Annotated in this window: 28 protein-coding genes and 2 pseudogenes; 23 read left to right on the top strand and 7 right to left on the bottom strand. The window is 50.8% G+C overall.

Features of this window, described 5'->3' with window-relative positions; all coding sequences use genetic code 11:
• Positions 1-56 precede the first annotated feature (56 nt).
• Positions 57-1,208, top strand: a complete 1,152-nt coding sequence (locus tag HA50_RS27310) for a Fic family protein (RefSeq protein ID WP_084879893.1) — start codon at positions 57-59, stop codon at positions 1,206-1,208.
• A gap of 234 nt (positions 1,209-1,442) precedes the next feature.
• Here the strand turns inward: HA50_RS27310 and HA50_RS27305 are convergent, their stop codons facing one another.
• The 3 genes from HA50_RS27305 to HA50_RS27295 all read right to left on the bottom strand — a co-directional run bounded on the left by HA50_RS27305 (position 1,443) and on the right by HA50_RS27295 (position 4,599).
• Positions 1,443-1,712, bottom strand: coding sequence for a hypothetical protein (locus HA50_RS27305; RefSeq protein ID WP_084879892.1), 270 nt, complete (start codon positions 1,710-1,712; stop codon positions 1,443-1,445).
• 67 nt (positions 1,713-1,779) lie between these two features.
• Positions 1,780-4,080, bottom strand: a complete 2,301-nt coding sequence (gene trbC / locus HA50_RS27300) for an F-type conjugative transfer protein TrbC (RefSeq protein ID WP_084879891.1) — start codon at positions 4,078-4,080, stop codon at positions 1,780-1,782.
• Positions 4,081-4,083: 3 nt separating this feature from the next.
• The gene (locus HA50_RS27295) at positions 4,084-4,599 is read right to left on the bottom strand and encodes a thioredoxin domain-containing protein (protein WP_244193693.1); all 516 of its coding nucleotides are present in this window, start codon (positions 4,597-4,599) and stop codon (positions 4,084-4,086) included.
• Positions 4,600-4,892: 293 nt separating this feature from the next.
• On the opposite strand from HA50_RS27295, the gene HA50_RS31460 reads away from it, so the two are divergent.
• The 5 genes and pseudogenes from HA50_RS31460 to HA50_RS27280 all read left to right on the top strand — a co-directional run bounded on the left by HA50_RS31460 (position 4,893) and on the right by HA50_RS27280 (position 7,380).
• Positions 4,893-5,048, top strand: coding sequence for a hypothetical protein (locus HA50_RS31460; RefSeq protein WP_158087451.1), 156 nt, complete (start codon positions 4,893-4,895; stop codon positions 5,046-5,048).
• Between the two features lie 125 nt (positions 5,049-5,173).
• Positions 5,174-5,434, top strand: a complete 261-nt coding sequence (locus HA50_RS27290) for a hypothetical protein (RefSeq protein WP_244193692.1) — start codon at positions 5,174-5,176, stop codon at positions 5,432-5,434.
• A gap of 158 nt (positions 5,435-5,592) precedes the next feature.
• A pseudogene (locus HA50_RS27285) lies at positions 5,593-6,690 on the top strand (RHS repeat-associated core domain-containing protein); the annotation flags it as partial.
• Complete coding sequence (locus tag HA50_RS31880; RefSeq protein ID WP_276329387.1) at positions 6,667-7,062, top strand: HNH endonuclease; 396 nt, start codon at positions 6,667-6,669, stop codon at positions 7,060-7,062. The pseudogene HA50_RS27285 and the gene HA50_RS31880, both read left to right, overlap by 24 nt.
• Before the next feature lie 15 nt (positions 7,063-7,077).
• The gene (locus HA50_RS27280) at positions 7,078-7,380 is read left to right on the top strand and encodes a DUF7716 domain-containing protein (RefSeq protein ID WP_084879888.1); all 303 of its coding nucleotides are present in this window, start codon (positions 7,078-7,080) and stop codon (positions 7,378-7,380) included.
• Positions 7,381-7,426: 46 nt separating this feature from the next.
• Here HA50_RS27280 and HA50_RS32290 read toward each other — a convergent pair.
• Positions 7,427-7,531: pseudogene (locus HA50_RS32290) on the bottom strand (SymE family type I addiction module toxin); the annotation flags it as partial.
• Positions 7,532-7,739: 208 nt separating this feature from the next.
• On the opposite strand from HA50_RS32290, the gene HA50_RS27270 reads away from it, so the two are divergent.
• The 9 genes from HA50_RS27270 (at position 7,740) to HA50_RS27240 (ending at position 17,754) form a co-directional block, all read left to right on the top strand.
• Positions 7,740-8,075, top strand: coding sequence for a hypothetical protein (locus tag HA50_RS27270; protein ID WP_084879887.1), 336 nt, complete (start codon positions 7,740-7,742; stop codon positions 8,073-8,075).
• 50 nt (positions 8,076-8,125) lie between these two features.
• On the top strand, positions 8,126-9,220 hold the full coding sequence (gene tri1 / locus HA50_RS27265; RefSeq protein WP_084879886.1) for an ADP-ribosylarginine hydrolase Tri1: 1,095 nt from the start codon (positions 8,126-8,128) through the stop codon (positions 9,218-9,220).
• 215 nt (positions 9,221-9,435) lie between these two features.
• Positions 9,436-13,836, top strand: a complete 4,401-nt coding sequence (locus HA50_RS27260) for an RHS repeat-associated core domain-containing protein (RefSeq protein ID WP_084879885.1) — start codon at positions 9,436-9,438, stop codon at positions 13,834-13,836.
• Positions 13,837-13,844: 8 nt separating this feature from the next.
• The gene (locus HA50_RS27255) at positions 13,845-14,288 is read left to right on the top strand and encodes a DUF6386 family protein (protein ID WP_084879884.1); all 444 of its coding nucleotides are present in this window, start codon (positions 13,845-13,847) and stop codon (positions 14,286-14,288) included.
• Between the two features lie 224 nt (positions 14,289-14,512).
• Positions 14,513-14,818, top strand: a complete 306-nt coding sequence (locus HA50_RS27250) for a DUF7716 domain-containing protein (RefSeq protein ID WP_084879883.1) — start codon at positions 14,513-14,515, stop codon at positions 14,816-14,818.
• 190 nt (positions 14,819-15,008) lie between these two features.
• On the top strand, positions 15,009-15,251 hold the full coding sequence (locus HA50_RS31290) for a hypothetical protein (RefSeq protein WP_139811053.1): 243 nt from the start codon (positions 15,009-15,011) through the stop codon (positions 15,249-15,251).
• Between the two features lie 140 nt (positions 15,252-15,391).
• The gene (locus HA50_RS31285) at positions 15,392-15,721 is read left to right on the top strand and encodes a hypothetical protein (protein ID WP_139811052.1); all 330 of its coding nucleotides are present in this window, start codon (positions 15,392-15,394) and stop codon (positions 15,719-15,721) included.
• 154 nt (positions 15,722-15,875) lie between these two features.
• The gene (locus HA50_RS27245) at positions 15,876-16,214 is read left to right on the top strand and encodes a hypothetical protein (RefSeq protein ID WP_084879882.1); all 339 of its coding nucleotides are present in this window, start codon (positions 15,876-15,878) and stop codon (positions 16,212-16,214) included.
• A gap of 10 nt (positions 16,215-16,224) precedes the next feature.
• A complete protein-coding gene (locus HA50_RS27240; protein WP_084879881.1) occupies positions 16,225-17,754 on the top strand; it encodes a conjugal transfer protein TraG N-terminal domain-containing protein in 1,530 nt (509 codons plus the stop codon).
• Positions 17,755-17,792: 38 nt separating this feature from the next.
• On the opposite strand, the gene HA50_RS27235 is transcribed toward HA50_RS27240, so the two are convergent.
• The 3 genes from HA50_RS27235 to HA50_RS27225 form a co-directional block, all read right to left on the bottom strand.
• The gene (locus HA50_RS27235) at positions 17,793-18,107 is read right to left on the bottom strand and encodes a hypothetical protein (protein WP_208617347.1); all 315 of its coding nucleotides are present in this window, start codon (positions 18,105-18,107) and stop codon (positions 17,793-17,795) included.
• 618 nt (positions 18,108-18,725) lie between these two features.
• Positions 18,726-19,046, bottom strand: coding sequence for a polyamine aminopropyltransferase (locus HA50_RS27230; RefSeq protein WP_084879880.1), 321 nt, complete (start codon positions 19,044-19,046; stop codon positions 18,726-18,728).
• Positions 19,046-19,381 carry a hypothetical protein gene (locus HA50_RS27225; RefSeq protein WP_084879879.1) on the bottom strand — a complete coding sequence of 112 codons (336 nt, stop codon included), beginning with the start codon at positions 19,379-19,381 and terminating at the stop codon, positions 19,046-19,048. Before HA50_RS27225 ends, HA50_RS27230 begins: the two co-directional genes overlap by 1 nt.
• A gap of 1,116 nt (positions 19,382-20,497) precedes the next feature.
• Between HA50_RS27225 and HA50_RS27215 the strand changes: the two genes are divergently transcribed.
• The 8 genes from HA50_RS27215 (at position 20,498) to HA50_RS27180 (ending at position 25,438) form a co-directional block, all read left to right on the top strand.
• Positions 20,498-21,388: an integrase domain-containing protein gene (locus tag HA50_RS27215; RefSeq protein ID WP_084879877.1), complete on the top strand. Its 891-nt coding sequence runs from the start codon at positions 20,498-20,500 to the stop codon at positions 21,386-21,388.
• Entirely contained in the window at positions 21,381-21,596 is a 216-nt protein-coding gene (locus HA50_RS27210; RefSeq protein WP_084879876.1) for a hypothetical protein, read from the top strand. Before HA50_RS27215 ends, HA50_RS27210 begins: the two co-directional genes overlap by 8 nt.
• A 511-nt stretch (positions 21,597-22,107) precedes the next feature.
• Positions 22,108-22,431, top strand: coding sequence for a hypothetical protein (locus tag HA50_RS27205; protein ID WP_244193691.1), 324 nt, complete (start codon positions 22,108-22,110; stop codon positions 22,429-22,431).
• Between the two features lie 74 nt (positions 22,432-22,505).
• The gene (locus HA50_RS27200) at positions 22,506-22,877 is read left to right on the top strand and encodes a hypothetical protein (RefSeq protein WP_084879875.1); all 372 of its coding nucleotides are present in this window, start codon (positions 22,506-22,508) and stop codon (positions 22,875-22,877) included.
• A 77-nt stretch (positions 22,878-22,954) separates the two neighbouring features.
• Positions 22,955-23,272, top strand: coding sequence for a hypothetical protein (locus tag HA50_RS27195; protein WP_084879874.1), 318 nt, complete (start codon positions 22,955-22,957; stop codon positions 23,270-23,272).
• 109 nt (positions 23,273-23,381) lie between these two features.
• On the top strand, positions 23,382-23,690 hold the full coding sequence (locus HA50_RS27190; protein WP_084879873.1) for a hypothetical protein: 309 nt from the start codon (positions 23,382-23,384) through the stop codon (positions 23,688-23,690).
• A gap of 80 nt (positions 23,691-23,770) precedes the next feature.
• Complete coding sequence (locus HA50_RS27185) at positions 23,771-24,382, top strand: hypothetical protein (protein ID WP_084879872.1); 612 nt, start codon at positions 23,771-23,773, stop codon at positions 24,380-24,382.
• A gap of 72 nt (positions 24,383-24,454) precedes the next feature.
• On the top strand, positions 24,455-25,438 hold the full coding sequence (locus HA50_RS27180) for an ArdC family protein (protein ID WP_084879871.1): 984 nt from the start codon (positions 24,455-24,457) through the stop codon (positions 25,436-25,438).
• Positions 25,439-25,529: the final 91 nt, after the last annotated feature.

The following is a 25,529-nucleotide window of genomic DNA, read 5'->3' as shown; positions in this document are numbered from 1 at the left end:
GCCTTCGTTATTAAAGAGTGCTTTAATAACTATCTGGCTTATTAAAAGGAGCTTTAATGAATCGAGTAACAGGCCGCTACATAACTACCCAAAGCCATCATGAGAAGGTGAATGCCTTTGTGCCATTTCCTCTGCCACCAACGAAACCAGAGCTGGAACCCCATGTATGGCAAGAACAAAACACGCGCGCTGAACTTGCTCTGGCCAGGCTTTCAGGTATGTCTGGTCTCGTCGCCTCGGGAGAGTGGCTCATTTACAGCGCCTTACGCCGCGAGGCATTGCTAACCTCACAACTGGAAGGGACACAAGCTACCCTGACAGACGTTTTTGATGAAGAAGCAGGTTTATCCGTTGCTAATGCAGATGATGTTGAAGAAGTCACACAATACCTGCAGGCGTTCCGGTATGTCCGGGAACAGATTAACTCTCCTGAAGGTCTTCCTGTATCGGTACGGTTGCTTACAGAAGCGCATAAGGTTCTTCTCAATGGAATTCGTGGCGCTAATAAACAACCCGGTAATATCAGAACCAGCCAGAACTGGATAGGTGGAACCCGTCCAGGTAATGCGGTCTATGTTCCTCCTCCCCCAGAAGAAGTAACAAACCTTCTGTCTGATCTGGAACTGTTTATTCACGACAAAAACCAGACGTTACCTCCCCTCGTTAAGATTGCCCTGGTGCACGCGCAATTCGAAACAATTCACCCCTTTCTGGATGGCAATGGGCGCATTGGCCGACTGCTTATTGCAATCCTGCTGGAAGAGTGGGGAGTCCTGCCTGAACCCCTTTTATATGTTTCCGGGTACCTGAAAAGCCATCAGGAAGAATATTACCGGTGTTTGTCTGAGATACGAAGTGATGGGAACTGGGAGCAATGGATTACCTTCTTCCTGGAAGGGGTTGAAATAGCAGCAGAGGAAGCTCAAAAGAGTATTATTCAGATAGCCTCTCTCATCGCCATGCACCGAAAGAGGCTACTTGCAAACGCCTCGACATCTTTGCCAACCATGCGTCTTTTTGAATTGCTGCCAGTTATGCCAAGATTAACAGTCGAACGTGCTCAGGCTGAGCTTTCAGTGACGTTTCCTACTGCCAGCGCTGCGATCAAGGTACTAGAAGCTACAGATATTCTTGTTGAAACGACGGGCAGAGCTCGCGGGAAAAGCTACGTCTATAAGGATTATGTCGACCTGTTGAGAAATGAGTGAGATCTGTTGCGACTTCAAAACTTTTGGAGTCGCCAGCAAGGATTTCTGTGCCTCGTCTTGGCATTTTCTTCGCCAATAAATTATGGGGCTCCCCCGTGGCATAGGCTATGCCCAGGAGATATGACTTGAAAATTGATGAGCAATTGTACAGGAAAACTATGTAACCTGTTTAGCCTGCAACTTTCATAACCGAACTGTACAAAAACAAAAAAGGACCGCTTTCGCGGCCTTTTTTTAATTGAATGCTATGCGTGGGACGACTTCCCATTCAGCATGGTCATTCTTTAAAACACATTTGTATTCCGAACCGTCATGTTTTATATGCAGTCCGACAGTATAGACTTTTTCGCCATCAGAGCAGGCATACGCCTTCTGCTGGTTCGTGAGGAGGATGTTGCGGATTTCAGTCAGCAGCGCCAAAGCATCAGTGTCAGCAACAGGCTGGGGCGCTGCAGCGGTAACGGCTGAAAAACCAAAAAGTGCGGCAAATATAAGCTTCTTCATTTCCTTTCTCGCTAGATCATTTTGATAATCGGTAGTTGTTCTTAAAACCTGGCAAATTTTTGAACCATCACTCTGGCCACTCCATATCAGGCTGTGTTGGATCTGTCTGTTTAGGGGAGATAAATGGCTCGTTTTGATACCGGGCTGGAGGAACATAGGCAGGTTGCGGGAGTGTCAGGTTCCTCAAAATAGCATCCGGTGCAGGCTGAATTTTTTCTGCGTTTACTTCCGTCGATTCCGGCTCAGGCTTACTGAGCGTGATGTACCGGATTGTACGTTCCTCCATCGTGGTGGTGCGGATGATATCCAGGGCTTCTTCCCACAGATTTTTTTCGCGGCCTGCAAAATCCATGTCATATGCTGTCAGCAGGTTGTGCGCCTCCTGCCGATTAGCCAGACGTTGCTGGAAGGTGTCTATCATTTTCCATGGAGCTGCAGACTGTTTTTTACGACGGCGTGACGGTTTTTCCGTCAGCACACCAATAATCCTGCTGACGTTCTCCGGCGTCGGGAGACGGCGTTGTGCCGTCCGGGGAACCAGTTTACGCAACTGCTCCAGTTTGGGCGGGTTAATCGTAATATAGCGGTTGATAACAAGAGGGTATTTGCAGGTTTTCTCCTTCGGTTCAATATAGAACGATGCCCCCGGAACCGGGTCCCCCTGAAACACGGTGTAGTTTTCCCCAGGCTGCAGCTTTATCAGATCCTGAACGTTGATTTTGTTCTCCATCTGAATATTGATATGGTCACCGTCAATCCAGGAGGTTCCGATAATCCCATCCCTGCGTTGCAGGTTGACCATGTTTGCCCGGGCTTCCTTGCCGGCGGCATTACTGATGGTCTGGGCTGTTTTGTCATCGCTGACGATTTTGCCAGCCACTTTGGTGCCGGCGTTCTGCATCAGCGTGGCGACGTTGGCGGCCGATGTCTGGGTTTCAATACGTTCCTGATCCTGCCCCATCATTATCAGCGCGAAATCCAGCGATCGAACCTGTGTGGCCTGAACGGCAATACGCTCTGTGTAAAATGCCCCGACTTCATCAAGGTAGCTGATGTAGGGATACGCCCCCTTGTACTTCGTTATCTCAAGCGCTTCCGAGTCCAGTCCTTCCAGCCTGTATCCGAGGTCGCGCGCCAGTATCATACTCTGCTGAGTGATAAACATGCGTCCCAGTGCAGAGGTGGTGTGTTGGGACGTGTTCATGGCCGGGATCAGCGTTAACAGGATACGGTCGCTGTGGATAGAATCGCGGATATCGATATCTCCCGCATCTTCCGCGAAGATATCGCCGAAGGTTTCCGTGAAGGTGCTGAATGTCTCCAGAAACTGCCCCGTCAGATAACTGTGTTGTTTGCGCGGCTCTTCCGTCCAGACCGACGGAGTACGGACAAGTGCCATGTCAAAACCCGGAACATCCACCAGGTAGTTATACAGTGGGGAGACAGCTTCTTCTGGCCACTGATCGTCCACGGCCCGGCAGTACAGCTCGGCCAGTTTCTCCAGTGGCATAAATTCGCGCAGCAGCTGCAGTGACATGGTTTTGTTTTCCCGGACACACCAGAACTTGGTGCCAAAAACCAGCGCCTTGTTCATTGCAATTGCCCTGGACTGCCATTCTCCACCCTGGACGTTCGTAGGCAGCATGGACTGCATGGTTTCAGCGATAAAGGCTTCTGTGCTGAGGCCAAAGGGGTTAAAGGTATTGGACTGTGGCCGGCTTTTATCGCCCTTGTGAATTATCTCACTGCGCGACATGCCGCCGGTCATGAAGTTAATGAACTCTACATCGTCTTCGCGGCCAAAACGGAGAGACAGGTACCAGACTGTCCGGGCCGTATCGTTCTGCGCCTTGCCATCGACAAAGGTGAAACCCCGGCCCCAGCAATACGAATTCAGCATCCAGGCATAGATGGTTTCTGTTTTCCCGCCACCGGTGCCGGCGAAGAACATGACGTGCCGTGTCAGGTCGTCCAGGGTCAGCCAGAGCTCGCGGCCGACGTCGTTAACTCGCTGGAAGCCGAGATAAAAAATTCCCCGCCCGATGCGTTCCTGTCTGGATTCATACTGGAAGAGGGAGGGGAAGGACGAAAGCAGACTACGCCGGACTTTGCGGTCTTCCGATGGATCCACTTTATTCAGATGCATGGGCATACGCATGGGCATGCGCCAGCGATGTGTACTGAAACTGATACTGGCTACGGTCACCAGTATCAGGCAAATCGGTGTAGACAGTGGCCAGATGAAACCTGCCACCACACTGCCCGCCATGATTACGGCATACAGCAGGTGATCGCGCAGCATCTCGAGCAGTGGAGAGCCCCAGGCGCTGCGGTTTATCATCGACTGGTTAACGGAGGGGGCTGCCATGGTTCACTCCTGAGTGTTAACGGTTTGCAGGAATCGATCGGCCTGTTCGGGAGGCATCGGGTCGGTGGTTTTCAGGAACAGGTCGATTTTGGCCGGTTCTGCCAGTAATCCGGTAGAGAGGTGGAAGCCCGTGTCGGTCAGTACCCATGGCGTACCTTCAAACCCGAACGCGCGGAAACCGAGGTCATTGACCGCGACGGCCGCTGCGGCTGCTTTTTCGCATTCCGGATCGATCGGCGCGCTGTTCTCATTGCCCGGCATAGCCATCCCTGCATCGGCCCGGAAAAGGTCCAGCCAGCCAGAAGCCCGTCTGGTCGGGTCTTTCTGACAGAGCAGGGGCACTATCTTCTTCACGGCATCCCCCCCGTCATTCACGACTGAGACCGGAAAAATAATCACGTTATATTCCTGTGCCAGCCGCTCTATTGCCGGCTCCGCGGCTCTGCAGACGCCGCACGTCGGATCGAGGAAGGCGAAAAGTGTCCTCTCATGACCAGAAGAGAGCGTGATCGTAAACATCCCGCGCGCCGCATTGCGTTTCAGTACGTCTGCCATCTGCAGGCGGGCAGCGGTTTGCGTGGAAACCTGTGGCGAGGTTTGAATGACCGGCGCTGCCGGAACGCTGGCCGGTGTCGCTGGGGTGGCTGGCGGTGCTGACGGCTGTAGCTAGCTAGCTAGTGGGGAAATAAGATGACCTTGAATGGCATTATAAAACAAATAGATAGATTAGACGATGAAAATGTTATCTATGTGAGAAGCCATGGAGCCCTGACTCAGAGGCCATTGTTGCAACAGAACCTGATGAGGGTGGCGTGCCGGATGAAGCAGCGAAAATAAATGCAGAATATTTTTTAGAAATATTCCTGGCTAATGAGTTTTTAGACGGTTGGTTATCAAATCCAGGTCAGGAACCATCAGTTAAAGATCAGTGTCTGCGCTTGATAAAATATACTGAAAATGATACCTGATGCTTAAAGAAGCCGGAAGTGATCTGAATGATTCTTCCGGCTTTTTTATTAGTCGCCGGTGGTCAGAGTAAGACAACCAACCTCCACCCGAACGGTAATACATGCAGATGTACAGGTTATCAATTTTGACTCAATTACAATACTATCGGATTAATCAAATGTATATGCTAGGTAAAAAAGATGCAGAAATAATGTTGTTGGAACTACTGAAAAGGACTTTAAAAAATCAGACTGATATTGATGAATTAATGGATTTAGCAAAAGCTAACGATAATTCTATTCCAATGAAAGGAATTAGACATAAATATGACAGCATGGAAAAAGATACATTAACTGAAAAAGATCGGGATGATCTTGATACCTTAATGCATTTTTATGGTCCATGATTTTATATCTGACTGATTTTAAATGAATAGCTGTTCCGAATGGTATATCCCTTTAAGGAAACTCTGCCTGGGTTGTGCTATCTGCTCAATAATCCGCAGTTCGCGGACACGGCCTGGAGCCGAGTAGAGGAGAAGGAAATCACCTTCCGTTACGATGCGCTGGGCATCTGCTGAGCATCGCGCTGGACAGCCTGACGGTGAGCGAATTCACCCGCGATACGCTGCACCGGGAGCTGAGCCGCAGCCAGGGCGGGCTGACGACGCGTACTGAGTATGACCGCCTGGGCCGTCTGGTGAAAAAGGATGTGTTTAACGGCGATGCGCAGCGTCCGGCCCCGCGCTGCTGGTCACGCCGTCGCGATTTTGACTACCGTAACAACCTTATCCGCGAAGAACGGGACGACAACCCGTTCAGCCAGACGCTGTGGCAGTATGACAGCGCGGGCCGCCTGCTGGGGCAGGAGGGCGTACAGCCGGGGAATGGTCAGTGGCGCTGGGACGCGGCGGGGAATCCACTGGAGCGCCATGCCGGTGCGGTGTCGTACAACCGGGTGACGCAGCTGAACGGCATCCGCTGGCAGTATGACGTGCATGGCCGCACCACGGAGAAGGACAACGGGCAGGTCCGCTGGCGCTACCGTTACGACGGTGAACATCGTCTGACGGAGGTGCTGAGCGAACCGTACGACCGCAACCGGCCGCCGGTGCGGGTGAGTTTTCAGTATGACCCGCTGGGCCGCCGTATCAGCAAAACGCGGCAGCCGCTGGTGCAGGGCAGGCCGGGCGGGAAGGCGGTGACCACGCGCTTCGTCTGGGAAGGCTTCCGCCTGTTGCAGGAGATTCAGGATGGCGTGCCGCTGACGTATGTGTACAGCGGGGCACAGAGCTTTGAGCCGCTGGCGCGTATCGACGGCGTGGACAGCCCGGAAATATTCTGGTTCCACTGCGCGGCAAACGGCATGCCGGAGCGGCTGACGGACCGCGAAGGCCGCATCAGCTGGGAAGGAGTTAACGGCGCGTGGGGCAAACTGCTGCGTGAGTCGGCCCTCCAGACCCCCGGCTTCGCGCAGAACCTGCGGATGCAGGGCCAGTACCTGGACCGGGAAACAGGACTGCACTACAATCTGTTCCGGTATTACGATCCGGACAGCGGACGGTTTACGCAGCAGGACCCGATAGGGCTGGCGGGTGGGTTAAACCTTTACGCTTATGCGCCGAATGCGTTCACATGGATAGATCCGCTGGGATTATATAAAGGTGAAGGGGAGCGTGGATTAGGGAAATATCATGTGTTCCATGAGCATACTTTGAACCCTTCAGAATATGAGTTGTCGGATGCTGAACATTTTAGAAGAGGGAATCAATCTGTATATGAACGTTTAAATGCAGATGCAGAGTTTAAACGTGAAATGCAAACGAAATATCCTGATCTTATTGAACATGTTCAACCTAACTCTAAAGGAAAGTTTAGTAAATATTCTCCTCCAGATATGACGTGGCATCATGAAAATAAAAGCGGAGTACTCAGCTTGGTTGATTACGATGATCATCGGTCATATCACAAAATCTACCATCCAGATGGTTCAGGTGGTCGTAAAAAATGGGGTGGTGGTTCTACGTGTCGCTGAAAAAAAGAGTGATCTATGAAGACGATTAAAGGCTTTGACGGTTTGTTATCTGTATATAAAGATTTACCTAAAGTGGGCGGCTTTTATGTGGATGAAGATTTTCTTAGTAAGAAATCCATAATCGAAAGTGCTAATTATTATCTTGCTGAGTCAGCCGAGGAGGATGATGATATGGAGGATGATTATAAAACATGGCTAGAATACCCGACATTTAAAGCTATTATCCAAAATAAGTTAGAGCACCATCCAAAATCAAGTAAAGATGAGTTATTAAATGCAGTTATTTATTATCTTGAAAACGATGATTTCTTAGATTAAAAAATTAAGCCGGAAGCGATTTGAATGATCCTTCCGGTTTTTTACTTCAGCCGCCCGCTGTTAGAATAAGACAACCCGTCTCCACCCTGAAGGTGACCACCTGCCCGGTCTCAAACCCCGCTTCAGCCAGCCATTTGCCCGCGATGCTGACCTGCGGCGTGCTGCGGTCACCGTATTATGGACGATAGCACACAATGCTGCGTCCCTCTGTAAAAGATATCCTGGGTGTAACACCGGTGAATGGTGATGGAAGTTTCGTAGGGTTTAGTTTTATTAATTTTTCGAGATATTAAAATGAGTTTTATTAAAAAAGTATCACTTGTCTCCATAATGGAAAGCTCAACAAAGTTGAACTCAAATTGACAGTTAGTGAAAAATGTATATTGGAAGTTGACATTCCATTCAATAATAACTTTATCGTTGAAGCTGATGATTTTTATGAGTGTTTCCGCAAATTAAGAGAGATGGATAAGTCGATAACGTATTATTGCAAAGGTGCCAGGCTCAATGTACTTCCATCAAGAATGGCCAGACAAATGACAATGGGTATGAGTGCATATGAGACGACACGTGGAAAGCCAGCTCGTAAAGAAGATTTGGTTGATATATTCGATTATGAAGATCAGGGGCTGGTTTTAGATCCTGAGCGACAGGATGAATATCAAAAGGAGTGGTTCTTGTCTCTCAAACACTAAGAACAAACCTCATTATATTGAACGGATGAGTTTCTTTAGGTGAAAATAGAATGATTGACCTGAGAGAGGAATACTCTACTATAGCGTGTTATGTCCGGAGAAATTACATTGAAAATTTCCCCGAAAAATTTCCAATAGATAAGATAAGTCGGGGGGTATTCCAACTCGATTATCAATCCTGGCTTAATGAAATAAAGCCTCTTCCTCAATGGTTATCATTAACGTTTCCTCTGGTAGACGACGTTATTCTGTATGATCGTGCTAAAGGGGCTTTAGTTGGTTTAGCTGTTGCAGATGCTGTGGGTACGACACTTGAGTTCCAGCAGCGTGATCAATATCAAATTGATGATATGGTGGGTGGTGGGCCATTTGGATTGCGGGTGGGAGAATGGACCGATGATACATCAATGGCGCTTTGTCTGGCTGAAACTTATCTTTTTAAAAATCGACTGGATTTAACTGATTTTCGAAATCGTTTAGTTAACTGGTACAGATATGGTGTCAACAGTGTCAATGGTATTTGTTTTGATATTGGTAATACGACACGATATGCTCTCGAACAATTTCTTCAGCAAGGCGATGATTGGTTTGGTAATGTTGATCCTGAAACCGCTGGCAACGCGTCTATTATTCGTCTTTCACCTTCGGTTATTTTTCAACGCCATTCTTTGATTCATGCACTTTACGATGCAGAACAACAAGGACGGGCTACACATGGCGCAGTCGAATCCGGAGATTGTAGCCGATTACTTGGTCTTATCCTTTACTGGCTTTTAAATGGAGCTGATAAGCAGCAGGCTTTATCAGCTCATGTTTGCCCTTTCAATGCACGAACTGCACTAATAAATGCCGGAGAGTATAAACACAAAGATCGCAATCAAATTCGGTCAAGCGGTTACGTGATTGATACACTTGAAGCTGCACTTTGGGCGGTCTGGCATACTGATAATTTTCGCGATGCCATCCTGCTGGCAACTAATCTTGCAGATGATGCAGATAGTGTGGCGGCTACAGCGGGTCAAATTGCTGGTGCATTATATGGTTATTCATCAATTCCAGAAGAATGGCGTAAAAAACTGGCAGAAGAGCAGCGTATCGCAAAGATGGCCGAAAATCTCTTTATACTTGCGCCGTCTTATTTATAAGACGAACGCTTAGAATATATTCATCATTGTAAATATCATTCAGCATTAGCGGAAATCATACCTTTTTATTTTCCCTTTTATATCGGGTAAAGAGCTAATGGATATTATCATATTCTCATGATGAGTTTTGTCATTTATATATGCCTGAAAGGGAACAGAGATTAATGCCTTCCTTAATAAAATATACAACCAGTTTTTTAAGCAGAGCCTGACCCATGGATAACCGCGCAGCCCGGCAGGGCGATGAGATCATTCATTCCAGCATCCTGGCGGATATTACCAGCATTGTCGCGGAGGGCGTGACCTATGCGGCAATGGGGGCGATTGTCGCGGGGGCGGCCACCTTTGCCGGGCCGGTTCTCGGCATCGGTGCACTGACTGCACTCGGCAGCAGCTGCCTGCTGAGCGGGATTGTAGCGGGGGTGGCCGCCAATGCCACCGGTCTGAGCAGCAAAATCAGCGCGGGTGCGGACGAAATCGGCAACTTTCTGTTCCCGCCGTCCCCGTCCGGGGTGATCATCAGCGGCTCTGACGATGTGATCATCAATGGCCTTGCCGCTGCGCGGGCTGCCGGAACCCTGACTTCCGGCGATACTCCCGCGCCGGAACCGCAGTCGCCTGCCAGTTTTGCCGATTACGGTGGCATGCTGCTGGCGGCGGCAGAGCAGTTCGGCAGCGCCATGTGGCAGCCCGGCGTGGCGTCTGCCGCTGCGGGTACCTCGCCGCTGATGCAGGACAAAGTGCTGTGTGAAAAGCACAGCGGGCCGCAGTTTCTGGCGGAAGGTTCGAAAAGCGTCTTTATCAATGGTCAGCCTGCCGTGCGGGCAAAGGACCGTACCACCTGCGAAGCCACCATCAGCGACGATGTCTCACCCGATGTCATCATCGGCGGCGAAACGCTGACGGTACGCGATATCAAAAGCGGTAAACAACCCGGCCTGGCGCTGGCGATGATCGGGCTGTCGCTGATCCGCGGTCGTCCGTCGCAGATCCTGAAAAATATGCCCTGTGCGCTGGCGATGGCCGGGGGCGGTATGCTGGCGGACATGGCGATCAACGCCGTGTTCTCCTCGCTCCACCCGGTGCACGCCGCCACGGGCGTGAAAGTCCTGAACGACGCCGCCGAGCGCGACTTTGTCCTGCCGGGACGCTTCCCGCTGCGCTGGCAGCGCAGCTACAACAGCCTGACACAACGCGCCGGGCTGTACGGCACCGGCTGGGCCACGGTGTTTGACAGCTACCTGATGCTGGAAGGGGAACAGGCTACCTGGTTTGATGACAGCGGCCGCGAGCTGACGTTTACTCTGCCCGGAGATCAGGAGGTGCTTTACAGCATCAGCGAAGGGCTGATGATCCGCCGGAATGCGCAGGGTGATATCGCCATTGCCGACGATGATGGTGCCGTCTGGCGGCTGTACAAACCCACAGCGGAAGACCCGCAGCAGCTGCGGCTGGCCTCGCTGAGCGATGAGTATGGTAACGCGCTGGAAACGGGGTGGGATGCGCAGGGACGTCTGGTGCGTATCCATGATGAGCCGCTGGCGATTGATGTGGCGCTGCATTATGACGATCCACGTCATCCGCAGCGGGTCACCTCCGCACACCACTTTGATGGTGARCGGCACTGGCCGCTGATGCACTGGACATATGATGCACAGGGGCAGCTGGCTGACGTCACCGATGCGGCGGGCGTGGTCACCCGTCGTTTCCGCTACAACGCAGACGGGCTGATGACCTGGCATCAGCTGGCGGGTGGTGCAGCATACGAATACCGTTGGGAAAAGTTCGATCACTGGCGCGTGGTGGAAATCCGCAGCAGCAGCGGTGACGGCTGCCGCATGCATTACGATCTGGCTGCCGGGATCACCCGTGTTTCAACCTGTGACGGACAGCAGCGGGAACATCACTGGAACGCACAGGGGCTGATTACCTGCTTTATCGATGAGCGCGGCGAAAAATGGCGCTATGAGTGGAATGAACACGAGCTGCTGACGCGGCGTATCGACCCGCTCGGCCATGCGGTGAGCTTTGCCTATGATGACTGTGGCAACCGCGTGGAGGAACAGGACGCGGACGGCGGCGCACAGGCGGTGCAGTGGCTGCCGCATCGTGCACTTCCGGTGGCGGTCACCGCGCCGGGCGGCAGCGTGACGCAGTATTTTTACGACAGCCATCACGGGCTGGAACGGGTGGTGGATGCGCTGGGTCAGAGCACGTTTTACCGGCGTGATGAATACGGGCTGGTGACGGAGGAGCAGGACGCGGCGGGTAATATTTACCACCGTGGCTACAACGATGCCGGTCAGGTGATCCGCGAGACCGACTGTTCGGGGCGGACCACGCGCTACCGCTACCATGCGCGGGGCTGGCTGAGCAGCGTTATCACCCCGGATGGTGAAGAGACGCGTTATGAATACGATGCCGCCGGTCGTCCGCAGCGGCTGGAGCGCGCGGAAGGCTGGGAAGAGAACCTGAGCTGGAACGGGGAAGGATTACCCGTTGCCTGGCACGCCGCCGACGGCCAGCGCAGCCTGTTTCGCTATGATAGCCAGGGCCGCCTGATTGCCACGCGCAACGCGCAGGGCGAGGAAGTGCAGCGCAGCTGGGACAGCCGCAGCCGCATGACGACGCTGACCAATGAAAACGGTGAAAGCTACCGTTTTGAGTGGGGAGCGGACTCGCTGCTGCTGGCTGAGACTGGCCTGGATGGCGTGGCGACGCGTTATGAGTACGATGCGGCGGGGCAGACGCGCTCGCGTACTTTTGCCGCCGGGCACCCGGCCGCCATCACGCACCGGTTCAGCTGGAGTCCGGCGGGGCAGCTGCTGGACCGGACCACCCCGGAAGGCCAGACGCGCTACCGCTACACGCCGGAGGGTCAGCTGGCCCGCATCACCCGGCATCTGCCGCTGTCGGACACGGCCTGGAGCCGCCAGGCGGAGCAGGAAATCACCTTCCGCTACGATGCGCTGGGGCGGGTGACGGAGGAACAGGGCGGACAGGGCCGTCTGGCGTGGCAGTATGATGCGCTGGGCAACTGCACCGCGCTGACGCTGCCGGACGGACGCCAGATGAAGCAGCTGTACTACGGCAGCGGGCATCTGCTGAGCATCGCGCTGGACAGCCTGACGGTGAGCGAATTCACCCGCGATACGCTGCACCGGGAGCTGAGCCGCAGCCAGGGCGGGCTGACGACGCGTACTGAGTATGACCGCCTGGGCCGTCTGGTGAAAAAGGATGTGTTTAACGGCGATGCGCAGCGTCCGGCCCCGCGCTGCTGGTCACGCCGTCGCGATTTTGACTACCGTAACAACCTTATCCGCGAAGAACGGGACGACAACCCGTTCAGCCAGACGCTGTGGCAGTATGACAGCGCGGGCCGCCTGCTGGGGCAGGAGGGCGTGCAGCCGGGGAATGGTCAGTGGCGCTGGGACGCGGCGGGGAATCCACTGGAGCGCCATGCCGGTGCGGTGTCGTGCAACCGGGTGACGCAGCTGAACGGCATCCGCTGGCAGTATGACGTGCATGGCCGCACCACGGAGAAGGACAACGGGCAGGTCCGCTGGCGCTACCGTTACGACGGTGAACATCGTCTGACGGAGGTGCTGAGCGAACCGTACGACCGCAACCGGCCAGCGGTGCGGGTGAGTTTTCAGTATGACCCGCTGGGCCGCCGTATCAGCAAAACGCGGCAGCCGCTGGTGCAGGGCAGGCCGGGCGGGAAGGCGGTGACCACGCGCTTCGTCTGGGAAGGCTTCCGCCTGTTGCAGGAGATTCAGGATGACGTGCCGCTGACGTATGTGTACAGCGGGGCACAGAGCTTTGAGCCGCTGGCGCGTATCGACGGCGTGGACAGCCCGGAGATATTCTGGTTCCACTGCGCGGCAAACGGCATGCCGGAGCGGCTGACGGACCGCGAAGGGCGTATCAGCTGGGAAGGGGTGAACGGCGCGTGGGGCAAACTGCTGCGTGAGTCGGCCCTCCAGACCCCCGGCTTCGCGCAGAACCTGCGGATGCAGGGCCAGTACCTGGACCGGGAAACGGGACTGCACTACAATCTGTTCCGGTATTACGATCCGGACAGCGGACGGTTTACGCAGCAGGACCCGATAGGGCTGGCGGGTGGGCTGAACCTTTACGCTTATGCGCCGAATGCATTCAGCTGGATCGATCCGCTGGGTCTGAGCAGATGTTCTTCAGGTAGAACATTAACGGTTAATAAGCCCAAAATCTTGAGCAGCCCAAACTTAACAAGTGCTGAAAGAAGTTATCTCGAAAGACAATTCATGAAGAAACAAAACTCCCTTAATCGTGCAGCGCAACGGGGAGAGTTAGTATGGTCACCAGGAACACATGATGTGAGAATTTCATCAGTGCAAAGTTCCTACAGGCAAGCAGTTTCGGCACGGTATGAAAGAATGTTTGGGAAGTCTCCGGATTTAACAACTTTGAATGCAGATCATCCTGTAGATTTAATCGTCGGTGGTTCACCAACGCAAAGATTACAAATGCTCAATGAGTCTATAAACAAAAGTGTTGGTAGCTCTTTGAAAAATGCAGGTAGAAAAGCGGGTCTTCAACCGGGAGACACGATTAGCGAAATAATATTCCAGTAGAGGTGATTATGAAAAAGCGTTTTTCTTTTACAACGGATACCGCGACGTTGTCTGTTTTTGATTTGGCTTCTCTGAAGCACCGAGTTAATGATGATCCTGACTGGTGGAGTATCCCTGATGATGAGATAGATGAAATAAACAAAGGGAATGTTATATTTTTAAATCTCGGTAGTGACGGTGATTATACGGTTGAAATTCATGATGATCTTAACGAAGGATATAGAGCATTATCCTTAAAAGTTCCAGCTGGAAGAGTTTTTATTGGTGCTGGAGAGGATACTAGTGGTGGAGATCTTGAACCGGATGGGTCAGATTATATGTCAGGTGTTTTTTTAGAGTTTTCTCCTGGAGCCTATGAGGTTAAGTTTAAAAAAGAACAACATAATATAAAGTTGTCATTTGCTAAGTCTGAGGGTGGAGTTAATAATATTACTGACTTGGTTAGGTTGTAATATACTGAAGAATAAAATTCAAAGCTGGATAGTTTATATGAAGTTAACTTAGAAAGGACCTGTAAATAAATCCGGAAGCATACTCAAAGGTGATTCCGGTTTTTTATTTTAGCCACTTAAGTCAGGATGAGACAACCCACCACCAATAAAATTTATCATCCTGATGGTACTGGTGGGCGTAATAAATGAGGTGGCGTAACTAAATGCCGAAAATGAGGTGTTAAATGATTGTTATTTCTGGCTTTGATGAGTTGCTGAAAAAATCCAATGAATTACCTGATGTTGGTTGGTTATATGTTGAAGGATCTTTTGATTTAGAATCAAGAAATGATATAGAAAATGGGAAATATTACATAGCTGAGAATGAAGACGAAGAAATGGACTTCGAACAAAATTATGGAACCTTTTTAGAAGCACCAATTTTTAAAGATGTTATCGAAAATAAATTAAATCATCACCCTGGGTCATCCAAAGATGATCTGTTTGATGCAGTTGTTTATTATCTTGAGAAAGATGATTTCTTAGATTGATAAATAAAATAAATATGGATTGTAAGGTTATTTCTTGTTTAATTATATCCTTCCGTTTGCTCACGGCCTGTAAGACTTTTGGATGCCATTTTTCTATTTAAAAGCTACAGTCTAATCGGAATGCATTGGGTAAGAGGTCATCTTGTGACCTGTATACCATACTTTGGTCAAGGAACAATCACCATGGCCGATGGATACACCACCTTTAGATGCGACTCTTATTCCAAGAACAAAATTAAAAATGGCAGTATCACTAGGCCAACCCGCCACTAGACCAGGTGGATTTGCTACATTTGATGAAATACCTGATGTGTTCTATGTACGCAATAACCTTGCAGTTAAAAACGAATGGAAGCCAGACATTGATCGAGTAATCACTTATGAAGTTAAAAAGCCATTGCCAGTGAAAATAGGTGCAGTTGGCCCCAAGTAGATAAAGGTACTGGTTCTTATCTTCCGGGGGGAGGCTCTCAGGTTGAAATGGCTATTGCACCAAAAGACCGCATGAATTACCTGAATGTTATTGATGAAAATCCCATCAAACCATAGGTTTGATTTTTCGCTAGTTGCAGAATGATAGAAAAATTTGAGATTGAGAAAGATAACGATAACCTTAGATGGTTTTGTAATAAAACTGCGATTTTGCGGGCGGTAAGTAACTTAGATCAAGCTATGGTTGATGAAAGTCGACAGTTAGTATTTGTATTGAGCGGACCACAAGAGCTTCCAACAGAACTGAAAATATTGGATGAAGCAGGGATGGAAGTATTTTCTTGTTCACCACCCCAGGGTTCAGATTTTTACTATTTAACAAAAACCCCCGCACGGAATGTCCTGATAATATGTGTATTTGATGAAAAGCCAGAGGGTTGGCATGACTGGCATTATTCTTTTGATTTATAAAATATGCGATTACTTAGGGAGCTAGCTAGCTAGCTCACCACGCTGGAACGTCAGGGTGCCCGTAACCAGGATAACCAGCTGCAGCAGAAATCCGGCAACCAGGACCAGGGGTTCAGCCAGATGAATCAGACGCAATCCTCCGGAGCACAGTGATATGAAACGCTCTTTTCTCCGCGGTCGTACGGGCCGCATTGTCCTGATGGTTACCGCCTTACTGCTTATAACCGTGGCCATGTTCGCACTGGCCTCTGTGTTTATGGCATACGACCCGGACGGCCACCTGACCCGACGCTGGCTGCATGACAGCCGATGGGCACTGTTTGCCTGGCGGCTGCTCATGTATGCCGGCATCGCGGTAGCCTGGCGGATGAAGGTCCGGCCGCAGATGCTGGCGCGCTGGCCGGAAGTCCGGAGTCGCCTGCCGCGCACGGAGCTGCTCAGTGTGTTGTTTATCGCGGCCACGGAGTTTGTGGCCTGGGCAGGCGTAGTGTGAGGAGAGGACAATGACTGCGAACAGTTTTCTGGAGTATTTTCTCATCCTGTTCGGCTGGGTGATGAACAACGCCATGTGGACCATCCTCGGCAATACGGGGCTTTTTGCCCTGCCTCTGGTCTTTAAGGTGATGGGTGTGTGGCTGAAAGTTCGGGAGGAAGGGGCGGACGAAGGCAACAAAGGACTGCTGGCACTGCCCCGTATCGAGCATGCCATCTACGTCTCCTTTGTCGTGATGCTGTTCTGCTGCATTCCGCTGCTGCCGGTGGATATCAGTACCATTAAATTTGACAGTTCACGGGCAAAACAGTGCGGGGTCAGTGTTCCCACACCGCAGAACTCCGGTTACAGCGGACTGGTGAACGACTTTGACGGCCGCACGGCCGAGGTGCCCATCTGGTGGTATCTGCTGCACATGATGTCGAAGGGCACCACTCAGGCGATGATTGCGTCCATCCCCTGCGGCACGCAGCTGCGCCAGATGCGGTTTGACGTGCAGAACACGAAACTGCGTGATCCGGTACTGCTACAGGAAGTGCAGGACTTTGCCGATCAGTGTTACTCCCGGGCGTACTTCCGTCTCAAAAACAGCAACAGCCAGCTCAGCGATGCCACCATCAACTCGGTGGGCTGGATAGGCAGCGACTATTTTCTGAATACGTCCGGCTATTACGATTATTACACCGCCACCACACCGAGGAGTCAGTGGCCGTATGACAGTACGCGTGACAGTGGCTACCCGAATACCGGTCAGGGAGGCTATCCCACCTGTAAAACGTGGTGGTCAGATAGCTCCTCTGGGCTGCGCAAACGGGTGCTGGCCAGCTTTGGTGACAACACGCGTAAGGAGATGCAGCGATCATTTCCGGGGACTCAATGGGAAGAGGTAGCCCTGCGCTGGCTGGTCAGCCCCCGAAATGCCGGCCTCTCCGGAGACGGAACGACGTATGCTGTGGGAAGTTCTGATAATGTGACCGGCGTTGTCGGTAATGTGACACGACTGACATCCACCATCGGGCTTGGCCTCAAGCAGGCAGAAGCGCTGCCGGGCTTTGATGCGCTGAAACAGGCCCTGCCGATGATTCAGGCGCTGCTGCAGATGATGATTATCACGGTGATCCCGGTGCTGATGATGTTCAGTGCCTATGAGCCCAAAACGGTGGTGACCATATCATTTGCACTGTTTGCGCTGCAGTTCATCACATTCTGGTGGGAACTTGCCGGGTGGCTTGATGACCGTCTGATCTCCATCCTCTACGACAATATGGCACAGCAGGGGCTTACCAGCAGTTCTGTGCCGTTCGCTAACTTCATGAGCTCAACCAACGACGGCTGGATCATGAACCTGGTGTTGGGAATGATGTATGTGGTGTTTCCGGCATTCTGGGTGGGAATGCTGGGATGGGCAGGAGCTAGGATTGGCGGAGTCATAGATTCAGCGATGTCGGCTGCCTCTAAAATGCCGCAGAAAGCTGGAAGTGATGGGACAAAAGCAGCAACTGACACAGTAAAAAAAGTAGCTTCAAAGGGGGCGAGTTAACCTGAGAAGGTTAGGCCAACTTATAGTAACCAGTTGGCCTAATCTTTTATTCCATTACGATAATACCCATAACCTTGCGTACCATTCATCCAGCCATCTACATCATCTGAATTCAGCTCATCATAAACGTCATCAATCTCGCTATGATTGCCAGACTTATTTGAGTTAGACACTATTGATGCGACAACTTTTAGAATCGATGAACCACACTCATTGGTTGCACTAGAGAATGCAACAGGTTCTGGCGCTTTACGTTTCAGCTTAGCTTCGTCATAAACGATGTCACGACGTTTACCAGCGAACCGGGCCAGGGTGGTGCTCAAATCATCGGCATCGAATCCATTGTTACTCATACTATGGTTCCTTGCTCTTTGGATGTCTCATATGTTGGGTTTTGCAACCACTCATAACGTTGAGACCAGGTTACTAAATTTCAGAAGAACTGGCAAATTATTGAGCAATCGAGCACGCCTTTTCTCCTCATACCCGATTACGTTGAAAAGGGAGTAACTTCACCAGACTCATTCCGCCAGTCCTTCACTGACTTTGACTTTAAATCCGCGTAAACATCTTCCATGCGGTTAACTGTGATGACGGTGATAACAACATTGACTTCTCAATCGTCACTTTCCACACCCTGGTAAACCAGCCTGAATCCATATGTCGCGATAGTGAGAAAACCTTATGAACGCAACCATGAATAGTGCGTTTTTGAGCGTTACTCGTTTGTCATCGTCCGTGTGAAATATGAATCCGCAACAGCATTTATATAATGAGGATTGTGTAGCACATTGTCACGGGTCAGGTCGGGAGGTATTAAAAAGGTTTTGGCCAGAATGATAACCTTCGGGACAATGTATCAAAGTCACAGCTAAACATCTTACCGACAGAATTACCCCGCTCCTGGTATGTTGACAGGGGAGTTTGATGATCTGTTTTACAGGCATAAATAATCACGTTGCCACTGGGCGTTATGCAGTGAAGAACGCTTTTAAAAAGCGAGTGTAATAAATATGAGAATGGAGAGGAAACGTCAGGGGGAATATGATAATTAATGACCAGCCAGCCAGCCAGCCAGCCAGCCAGCCGTTGTCGTTAAGACGGTCAGCACAGGAATGTAAAAAACTCCGTTTTGCCTGTAGGGGAGTCATGGCGTCGTCTGAATAAAGATCTGAAAATATAATGTCATATCGGTCCTTGTTTTTGCGATTCATAAAATCATTCGCGTCCTGAATATAGTAATGAGTTTGGGTATTGTCAGGTAGTGACAAATAGTCTTTTGCAACACGCATTACCGCTTCGGAAGTTCTACAACATCAAGGACGGTTTCATTATTACAGGCATTGATTGCACGAACCAGACAACCGCCTCCGAGTCCTAATACAAGTACTTTTTCAATAGTGGTAAAACTGAGGGACATTAACATCGCTCTGATGTATTGGTGAACAGGCACCAGCGGCGAAGCCTTAAGTATTTTGCTTTGTTCATAAATCATATCAAAGGTTAAAATGAAATGGTTGCGACTTTCAATAACGATAACATTTCCGTACTCATCCTCCAGTTGAACCAGTCTTTTCCCGGAGATACGGAAAGGCGAATTTAGTTTAACGGGATCTGAAATAGACATTAATTTTGTTCCAAAACGTTAAAGATAATGGCCTGAGAGGCTGGCAGGATTATTACATGAACGTGCGACTGGTTTACTCAGTATGTAAATGTTGATAATACGTCCTTCGTTAACTTTCCACTGTGCAGATATTAAATCTCATTTTTGCCACTTTAACATGTTGGGTCTTTTTTCTCATCTGAAAAACAGCCTTAAACCAGGGTGAGTTTCCGGTTTTGATGAACCACTTGAAAAGTGATCCCGACACGATCTACTATCTGCATCGTTGTAACGTTGCGTAAAAGCAACATGCCAATGTCCCGGCAATCTGAGAGGGACGCCTTCGGGTGATTGCATGCCAAAACCGTCATGACCTGAGAGACGGTGCCTTCGGGCGGTAAACCCGTTAGCCTTTGAAAATGGGGATCGCCGTAATAGCGATAAAGGATATTCCTTCACTAAATAACTGTCTCTGACAGTCTTACTGCAGACTTTCTGGTCTGTCTTCTTCGTTTCGTCTCGATTCTTTGACGACTGCATCCGTTGCAAACTTTGCGGAGTGGGTATGACCATTTGGAACATTTGGGCATCTTCCACGACTGCATTGAGAGCAGAGGAGCGCGGCGTCACTTGCGTTCGAGTGAAACGAGTACCAAGTGACGCGCGCAGCGCACAACTGGCAGAGCTGACGCACTGCCGTTTCAACAACTCTTTTACCAACTGACCAACACGTACTTAAAGGTTTTAAGGGCCTTAAAAACGTACATCATTCACTTTTTGTTCATTTATCAACCAAACGTTTTACCCATAAAAACGGGTCAGGACTTCATTCAGAGAGGAGAAAAATCGACACGATATCGATGGCGACACCAGTCAACATACTGGTGTGTGGAAGCAGACTGATTCATTTCAGCCCGGTGAAAACCGCGAACAGGTCAGAGACCTGGGGAGCTTCGCAATAACTCAACATTTCGCCGCCCCGATGCACAGATATCTGTCGAGACGCAGGAAGCGCAACCGTAAACCGTGCCGTCGGGGTGAAATTCATCGTCTGTAGCTGTGGCGCAGTCGGTGTCAGTGCTTTTCCGTTCACACAGACGGAAAAGCAATGACACCTGTTTAAATGGAGGGTTGACTATGGCAAAACTAAATAAGAATTTTAAAACGCTTGCCCGACAGGCTGGGGGAAGTTTTAAAACTGTTTCTGACCGTATGAAAATTGCGGACAGGTTCGCTGAACGTTTATTAAAACTGAACGTACAGATTAGAGATATTAAGAACATCAGGACCGGGCATATTGAGTTGTATATGAAAAGCCGCCTTTCCGAAGAGATTTCCAGACGTACACTTCAGAATGAAATGTCGGCTATCCGGGCTTTATTACGGGTTGCAGGAAAAACATTTATGGCTAATCCGGCTCACGAAAAACTGAGTAACCAGGCTCTTGGTATTTCAGAAACCAGCCGGGACGGAACAAAGGTTGCCATTCCCGATACTTATTTCAGGCAGGTACTGACGAGTGTGGAAAAAAAGGATGAAGGTGTTTCCTGTGCATTGAGGTTATCCCGGTTACTGGGTTTACGAACGGAAGAAACAGTACAGTCCGCGAAATCATTACGAACCTGGCAAAAAAACTTGCTCAATGGTGACGTAAAAGTACGCGTTGTCTTCGGGACAAAAGGAGGACGTCCCAGAGATACGACAGTGTTAGATCGTGAGGCAACGCTTTCCGCAATTAATACCGCGTTGAAATATCTGGACAAAAATAACGGAAAGTTAATCGACAAGCCTTCATTACATACCGCTATCGAACGTTATCGCAATATAGTTCGTGAAGCCGGATTAACAGGGAAATATGCACCCCATAGTTTGCGTTATGCCTACTCTGTTGATGTTATGAATCATCATATGAAAAACGGTTTCAGTAAAGAAGAGGCGCAGGCTCTTGCATCAATGGATTTGGGGCATGGGGATGGCAGGGGGCATTATGTGGCTCGTGTGTATAATAAGGTTGAGAGTAATGAGTGAAAAAGTTTTTGTTTTTGTCAACAATTTGGTTACTGGACGTGTATTTTTGAAACTGAGACACAGAATTGCACGTATTATCGACAGGGGGTACTACGAAGTGGCCTGCTCACAGGAGGCTCATGCGCATTACGGCGATAAGTTCACCCAAACTGATGCGTTTCTGTATTTCATACATGGCGCACTTTCTGAAATTTTCAGTGAAATCTAAGTGAAAGGGGAGGCGATTATGACCCATGAAAATATGATCCTGTGTTCTGGTCATTTTAAACAGGACACTTTTTCTCACGGGATATTTTCAGCCGTAGTGGCATTTCCGTTGAGGACTTCCTCTCCCTGGCTTACACCACAATATGGGAAGAACTTTGCGCTGACACTATTGCCGGAGGTGCGGGAATTGTGTACGCTTAATTTGCTAACGTTGTCTCTGACAACTGCCAATGCCTGAGTGATTTGAGACAGGCGCCTTCGGGTAATCACATGCCAATGCCATCATAACCTGAGAGATGGCGCTTTCGGGCGGATCAAACCTGTTAACCTTTGCAAACAGGGATCTGGTAACCAGATTAAGGTCCATTCAACTAATCTTCTGAATTTTCATCCCACGGGACAACGCTTCCCGTATCGGGTGGTTGTTTCCCTGAATCCCGGAGAGGCAACCATGCATTTACTCGGTTTTATTCATTCTTTTTCCATCGTTGCTGAACGCACACTGCGTTCATGTGCACCCCGCTCACGGCTGTCAGAGTGGTTTTTCTGGTTCAGAGCTGACGCGTGCCAGAGCCTTTATTCTGCTCGAAGATGAAGCGGAAGCAAAGATGCTCACTGAGTGCAGCGTTTACCATGCCGCTTATTTCTTCGGAGACCGTCAGTACCACGGTATGAAGAAACGCTGGCCCCGTGTATTACTCACTTATTTAACCAGAATCGGACTGGAGCTTGATGCCACCCAGTGGCAGGAAGGATGCCATAACGGTTTCCGGGAAGCGCGGCAGTCTCAGGCAGGTACGTTTGTACCCTGCTCATCAACCTTTGATTACGTCTGACTGAGTCAGGCATTCATCTCACCCGACGGGGACCTGCTCCCTCCCGGGCGGGTTTCCTTCACAGGAACCCGATCATGCCTTTATCACACTCATTGTTTGATTATTACGAGTCTCACTATGCCAGCGAGCAGATCGCTCACAAAATCACGCTGGCAAAAGCGGAAGGCAAGCTGCTGAGTATCGCAGCGCTTCGCCGCCTTGACCTTAATACCGGGACAGATGAAGACGGCTTTCCTTTTTACGTCTGGGATATAGCTTCTGTTGCCCGGGAACTGGCTGAACTGCGAGTCCGAAAACTTATACCGGTCTCATGGGAGGCATTCTTTAACGACCTTTGCCGCATGGCAGAATGTATTGATAAAGAAGCCTGGACGTATTTCTACAAAAGCGCAGTCGAAGACGAAGAGTGGTTTCTGACTATGGAAAACAGCGAAGCTGATTTCTGAGGTGATGCGCTGAACCCGTATGGGGATTTTCTCCATACGGAGACAAATCCTCTTATTTTACTGAAGAGGATTTACCTGTGAATACACTGACATTTGATTCTTTATTACTCGTTAAACATAACAGCAACGAATGGCACCGGATGTGGAGTAAACTGGCAAAGCATAAGTCAAACCGTTCACTTCAGGACCCTACTGTTGCTGATAATGATGGTGAAGTCTGGCAGTACATGGAGACAGTGGAAAAACGCGTTCTGTGGTCTGGAAAACGCTGCATCCATCGTTTCCGTCATCGTTATCACCCAGCCTGCGGTTGCGCCATGAGAATTAACATTCCTGCCAGCCGTACCTTTAACCCGGACGATCCGGATAACGCTTTTTATCATCACTTTGGTTAGTCATTAACCAAACGCTGGCGTCACTCATGACAAAGGCTTAAACCCATGCGGGGACAACCTCCCTGCATCTGCGGTGACGGTTTTCTCCGCATTTATTCAGGAGAAAACCATGAACAGTATAATGCTGTTACTTATCACCCGTACCACCCGCCTGCTCAGTTGCCTTTCAGAGGCAATGCGGCAGCGACAGGCTGAATGGTTCACCAACCGCAGCGGCCACAGCAGTTTCCGTGCGGAGGTCGTCCAGTCTGATGGCGGTTTTACCGCCATCATTTCGCGCAGAACGGGTTACAGTTCACGCGACTGGCAGTATCAGCAACTGGCCAGCGCCGGTCAGTTTGCCACTGCCCGTAAGGCTTTACGGGCCGGACGGCAGATGGCACAGCAGATGGCCGGGCTGCGTTACCGCTTCAACTGAATCTCGTTTACTGATTAACACTTCCCGGAGGGACCTTCCCTCCCGGGGAGGTTTCCTCTTTATCGTTACCCGGAGGGAACATGATCCGTTTTACATCAACAGAACTTCGCCCGCTGCTCACTCAGAACCTGGGTATGCAGCGACCGCTGATACTTGAAAAGACCCTGGGGATTTATATCCGCATACCGGATGATAGACGTCCGGGGGAGTGGCTGAAAGCCTGGGCTGTCGGCTGCAATCCGTCAAAAGATGCAGACTGGTCAGCACTTGCCGATGCGTTGATTCCTGACAGGGAATTCTCATTTAAAACCTTTATGGCGCAGAGCATGTTCGATGCTGTGCTGAATGACCATCACGACCTGCTCATGAAGCCCGTTATCAGTGACCTGAATAATGCACTGACTGTTCATAAGGAAACGCCTCCGCCACTTAAGGTGTATGTGCCGGTGGGCGAATACCGTGACCGGATTCAGTGGCTGTACGACCAGTCGTTACGCCACTTCCACGCCTGCGTGGGGGATTCTGAACGTCTCAGCTGGCGCGCACAGGCATGGCGTGTGCTGGACCAGGTGATACGCCTGGACTCAAAACGGGCGAAGCCGGGTGACCGCGAGATGTTTGACCGTGCGGTCGGGAGCGTACGTGACCGTATCCATTCGGTGATGTCCGACGGCTCCTTACGTTATTACTGATTTTTCCACTCACCGGTGGCGCATCGTCCGCCACCGGGCAGGGATGCGCCCCGCACTCAGAGGCTGCATCCCATGAAGACAACCACCGGCCGGCGTAAAGCGGCGGCAGTGCATACTCCCGACCTGTATCAGCAGGTCACTGACAAAATCATTCTGGCGCTCGAAAACGGCGTACCGCCCTGGCGGCGCCCGTGGCGTGCTGCTCAGAATGTGCACGGCAGCAGCCTGCCGGTCAACGCCGTCACCGGCCGTACCTACAGCGGTATTAACGTTCCGCTGCTGTGGATGGCCGCTGAAGAACACGGGTACACGTCCGACCGCTGGCTGACCTTCCGCCAGGCGAAAGATGCCGGCGGTTACGTCAGGAAGAATGAGACCAGCGCGCTGGCCATCATCTACAAACCGTTTGAGAAACAGGCCAGGGACAGCAGCAATAATCTGCTGTTCCGTGACGGCGAACCGGTCATGGAGCAACTGGCCATGCTGAAGCAGTTGCAGTTGTTCAACGTTGCCCAGTGCGACGGACTGCCCGAATCCGTGCAGGGTGAACAGCCCGACACGGTGGAGGCAGAACGGCCCTCTGAACTCAGTGCAGCTCAACTGCATCAGACTCGGCAGATACTCAGCGCCACTGGCGTTGGCTGCGACCATCGCCGGCAGGACCGCGCGTATTACCGGCCGGGTGCCGACTGCATCGTGATACCGGCGGTGTCACAGTTCCGGACAGAAGCGGACTACTGGTCCACGCTGCTGCACGAGCTGGTGCACGCCACCGGCCACAGCAGCCGCCTGAACCGGGAAGGCATCACCTCGTCATCGCGACAGTTCGGTGACCCTGTGTATGCATTCGAAGAGCTGATAGCGGAGACCGGCAGTGCCTTTCTCTGTGCGGAACTCGGTATCACCGGCGACGTGCAGCATGAGAGCTACCTGGCCGGCTGGCTGAAAGCCCTTCGTGAAGACAAAAAAGCGATTTTCCGCGCCTGCCGGTTCGCCCGGGAAGCCTCGGAATATTTACTTGAGCCCCTGAACCGGAATACGGAACAGGCGGCATAACCTGACCCGGCGGCCACGGCCGCCATCATCCCCCTGAGGGCATCTTCCTCAGGGAGATGCCCTCTTTTCGTTTTAACCGACAAGAGGAGTT

The organism is Pantoea cypripedii, assembly GCF_002095535.1.
Lineage (GTDB): Bacteria > Pseudomonadota > Gammaproteobacteria > Enterobacterales > Enterobacteriaceae > Pantoea > Pantoea cypripedii.
The sequence above is the reverse complement of the archived record's forward strand: the minus strand, read 5'-3'. Positions and strand labels throughout refer to the sequence as shown.

What these genes read in the sequence shown, in the direction of transcription:
- HA50_RS27310 (WP_084879893.1), top strand. Translation starts at nt 57, where the DNA reads ATGAATCGAGTAACAGGCCGCTACATAACTACCCAAAGCCATCATGAG.
- HA50_RS27305 (WP_084879892.1), bottom strand. Translation starts at nt 1,712, where the DNA reads ATGAAGAAGCTTATATTTGCCGCACTTTTTGGTTTTTCAGCCGTTACC.
- trbC (WP_084879891.1), bottom strand. Translation starts at nt 4,080, where the DNA reads ATGGCAGCCCCCTCCGTTAACCAGTCGATGATAAACCGCAGCGCCTGG.
- HA50_RS27295 (WP_244193693.1), bottom strand. Translation starts at nt 4,599, where the DNA reads ATGTTTACGATCACGCTCTCTTCTGGTCATGAGAGGACACTTTTCGCC.
- HA50_RS27280 (WP_084879888.1), top strand. Translation starts at nt 7,078, where the DNA reads ATGAAGACGATTAAAGGCTTTGACGGTTTGTTATCTGTATATAAAGAT.
- tri1 (WP_084879886.1), top strand. Translation starts at nt 8,126, where the DNA reads ATGATTGACCTGAGAGAGGAATACTCTACTATAGCGTGTTATGTCCGG.
- HA50_RS27255 (WP_084879884.1), top strand. Translation starts at nt 13,845, where the DNA reads ATGAAAAAGCGTTTTTCTTTTACAACGGATACCGCGACGTTGTCTGTT.
- HA50_RS27250 (WP_084879883.1), top strand. Translation starts at nt 14,513, where the DNA reads ATGATTGTTATTTCTGGCTTTGATGAGTTGCTGAAAAAATCCAATGAA.
- HA50_RS31290 (WP_139811053.1), top strand. Translation starts at nt 15,009, where the DNA reads ATGGATACACCACCTTTAGATGCGACTCTTATTCCAAGAACAAAATTA.
- HA50_RS31285 (WP_139811052.1), top strand. Translation starts at nt 15,392, where the DNA reads ATGATAGAAAAATTTGAGATTGAGAAAGATAACGATAACCTTAGATGG.
- HA50_RS27245 (WP_084879882.1), top strand. Translation starts at nt 15,876, where the DNA reads ATGAAACGCTCTTTTCTCCGCGGTCGTACGGGCCGCATTGTCCTGATG.
- HA50_RS27240 (WP_084879881.1), top strand. Translation starts at nt 16,225, where the DNA reads ATGACTGCGAACAGTTTTCTGGAGTATTTTCTCATCCTGTTCGGCTGG.
- HA50_RS27235 (WP_208617347.1), bottom strand. Translation starts at nt 18,107, where the DNA reads ATGAGTAACAATGGATTCGATGCCGATGATTTGAGCACCACCCTGGCC.
- HA50_RS27230 (WP_084879880.1), bottom strand. Translation starts at nt 19,046, where the DNA reads ATGCGTGTTGCAAAAGACTATTTGTCACTACCTGACAATACCCAAACT.
- HA50_RS27225 (WP_084879879.1), bottom strand. Translation starts at nt 19,381, where the DNA reads ATGTCTATTTCAGATCCCGTTAAACTAAATTCGCCTTTCCGTATCTCC.
- HA50_RS27215 (WP_084879877.1), top strand. Translation starts at nt 20,498, where the DNA reads ATGGCAAAACTAAATAAGAATTTTAAAACGCTTGCCCGACAGGCTGGG.
- HA50_RS27210 (WP_084879876.1), top strand. Translation starts at nt 21,381, where the DNA reads ATGAGTGAAAAAGTTTTTGTTTTTGTCAACAATTTGGTTACTGGACGT.
- HA50_RS27200 (WP_084879875.1), top strand. Translation starts at nt 22,506, where the DNA reads ATGCCTTTATCACACTCATTGTTTGATTATTACGAGTCTCACTATGCC.
- HA50_RS27190 (WP_084879873.1), top strand. Translation starts at nt 23,382, where the DNA reads ATGAACAGTATAATGCTGTTACTTATCACCCGTACCACCCGCCTGCTC.
- HA50_RS27185 (WP_084879872.1), top strand. Translation starts at nt 23,771, where the DNA reads ATGATCCGTTTTACATCAACAGAACTTCGCCCGCTGCTCACTCAGAAC.
- HA50_RS27180 (WP_084879871.1), top strand. Translation starts at nt 24,455, where the DNA reads ATGAAGACAACCACCGGCCGGCGTAAAGCGGCGGCAGTGCATACTCCC.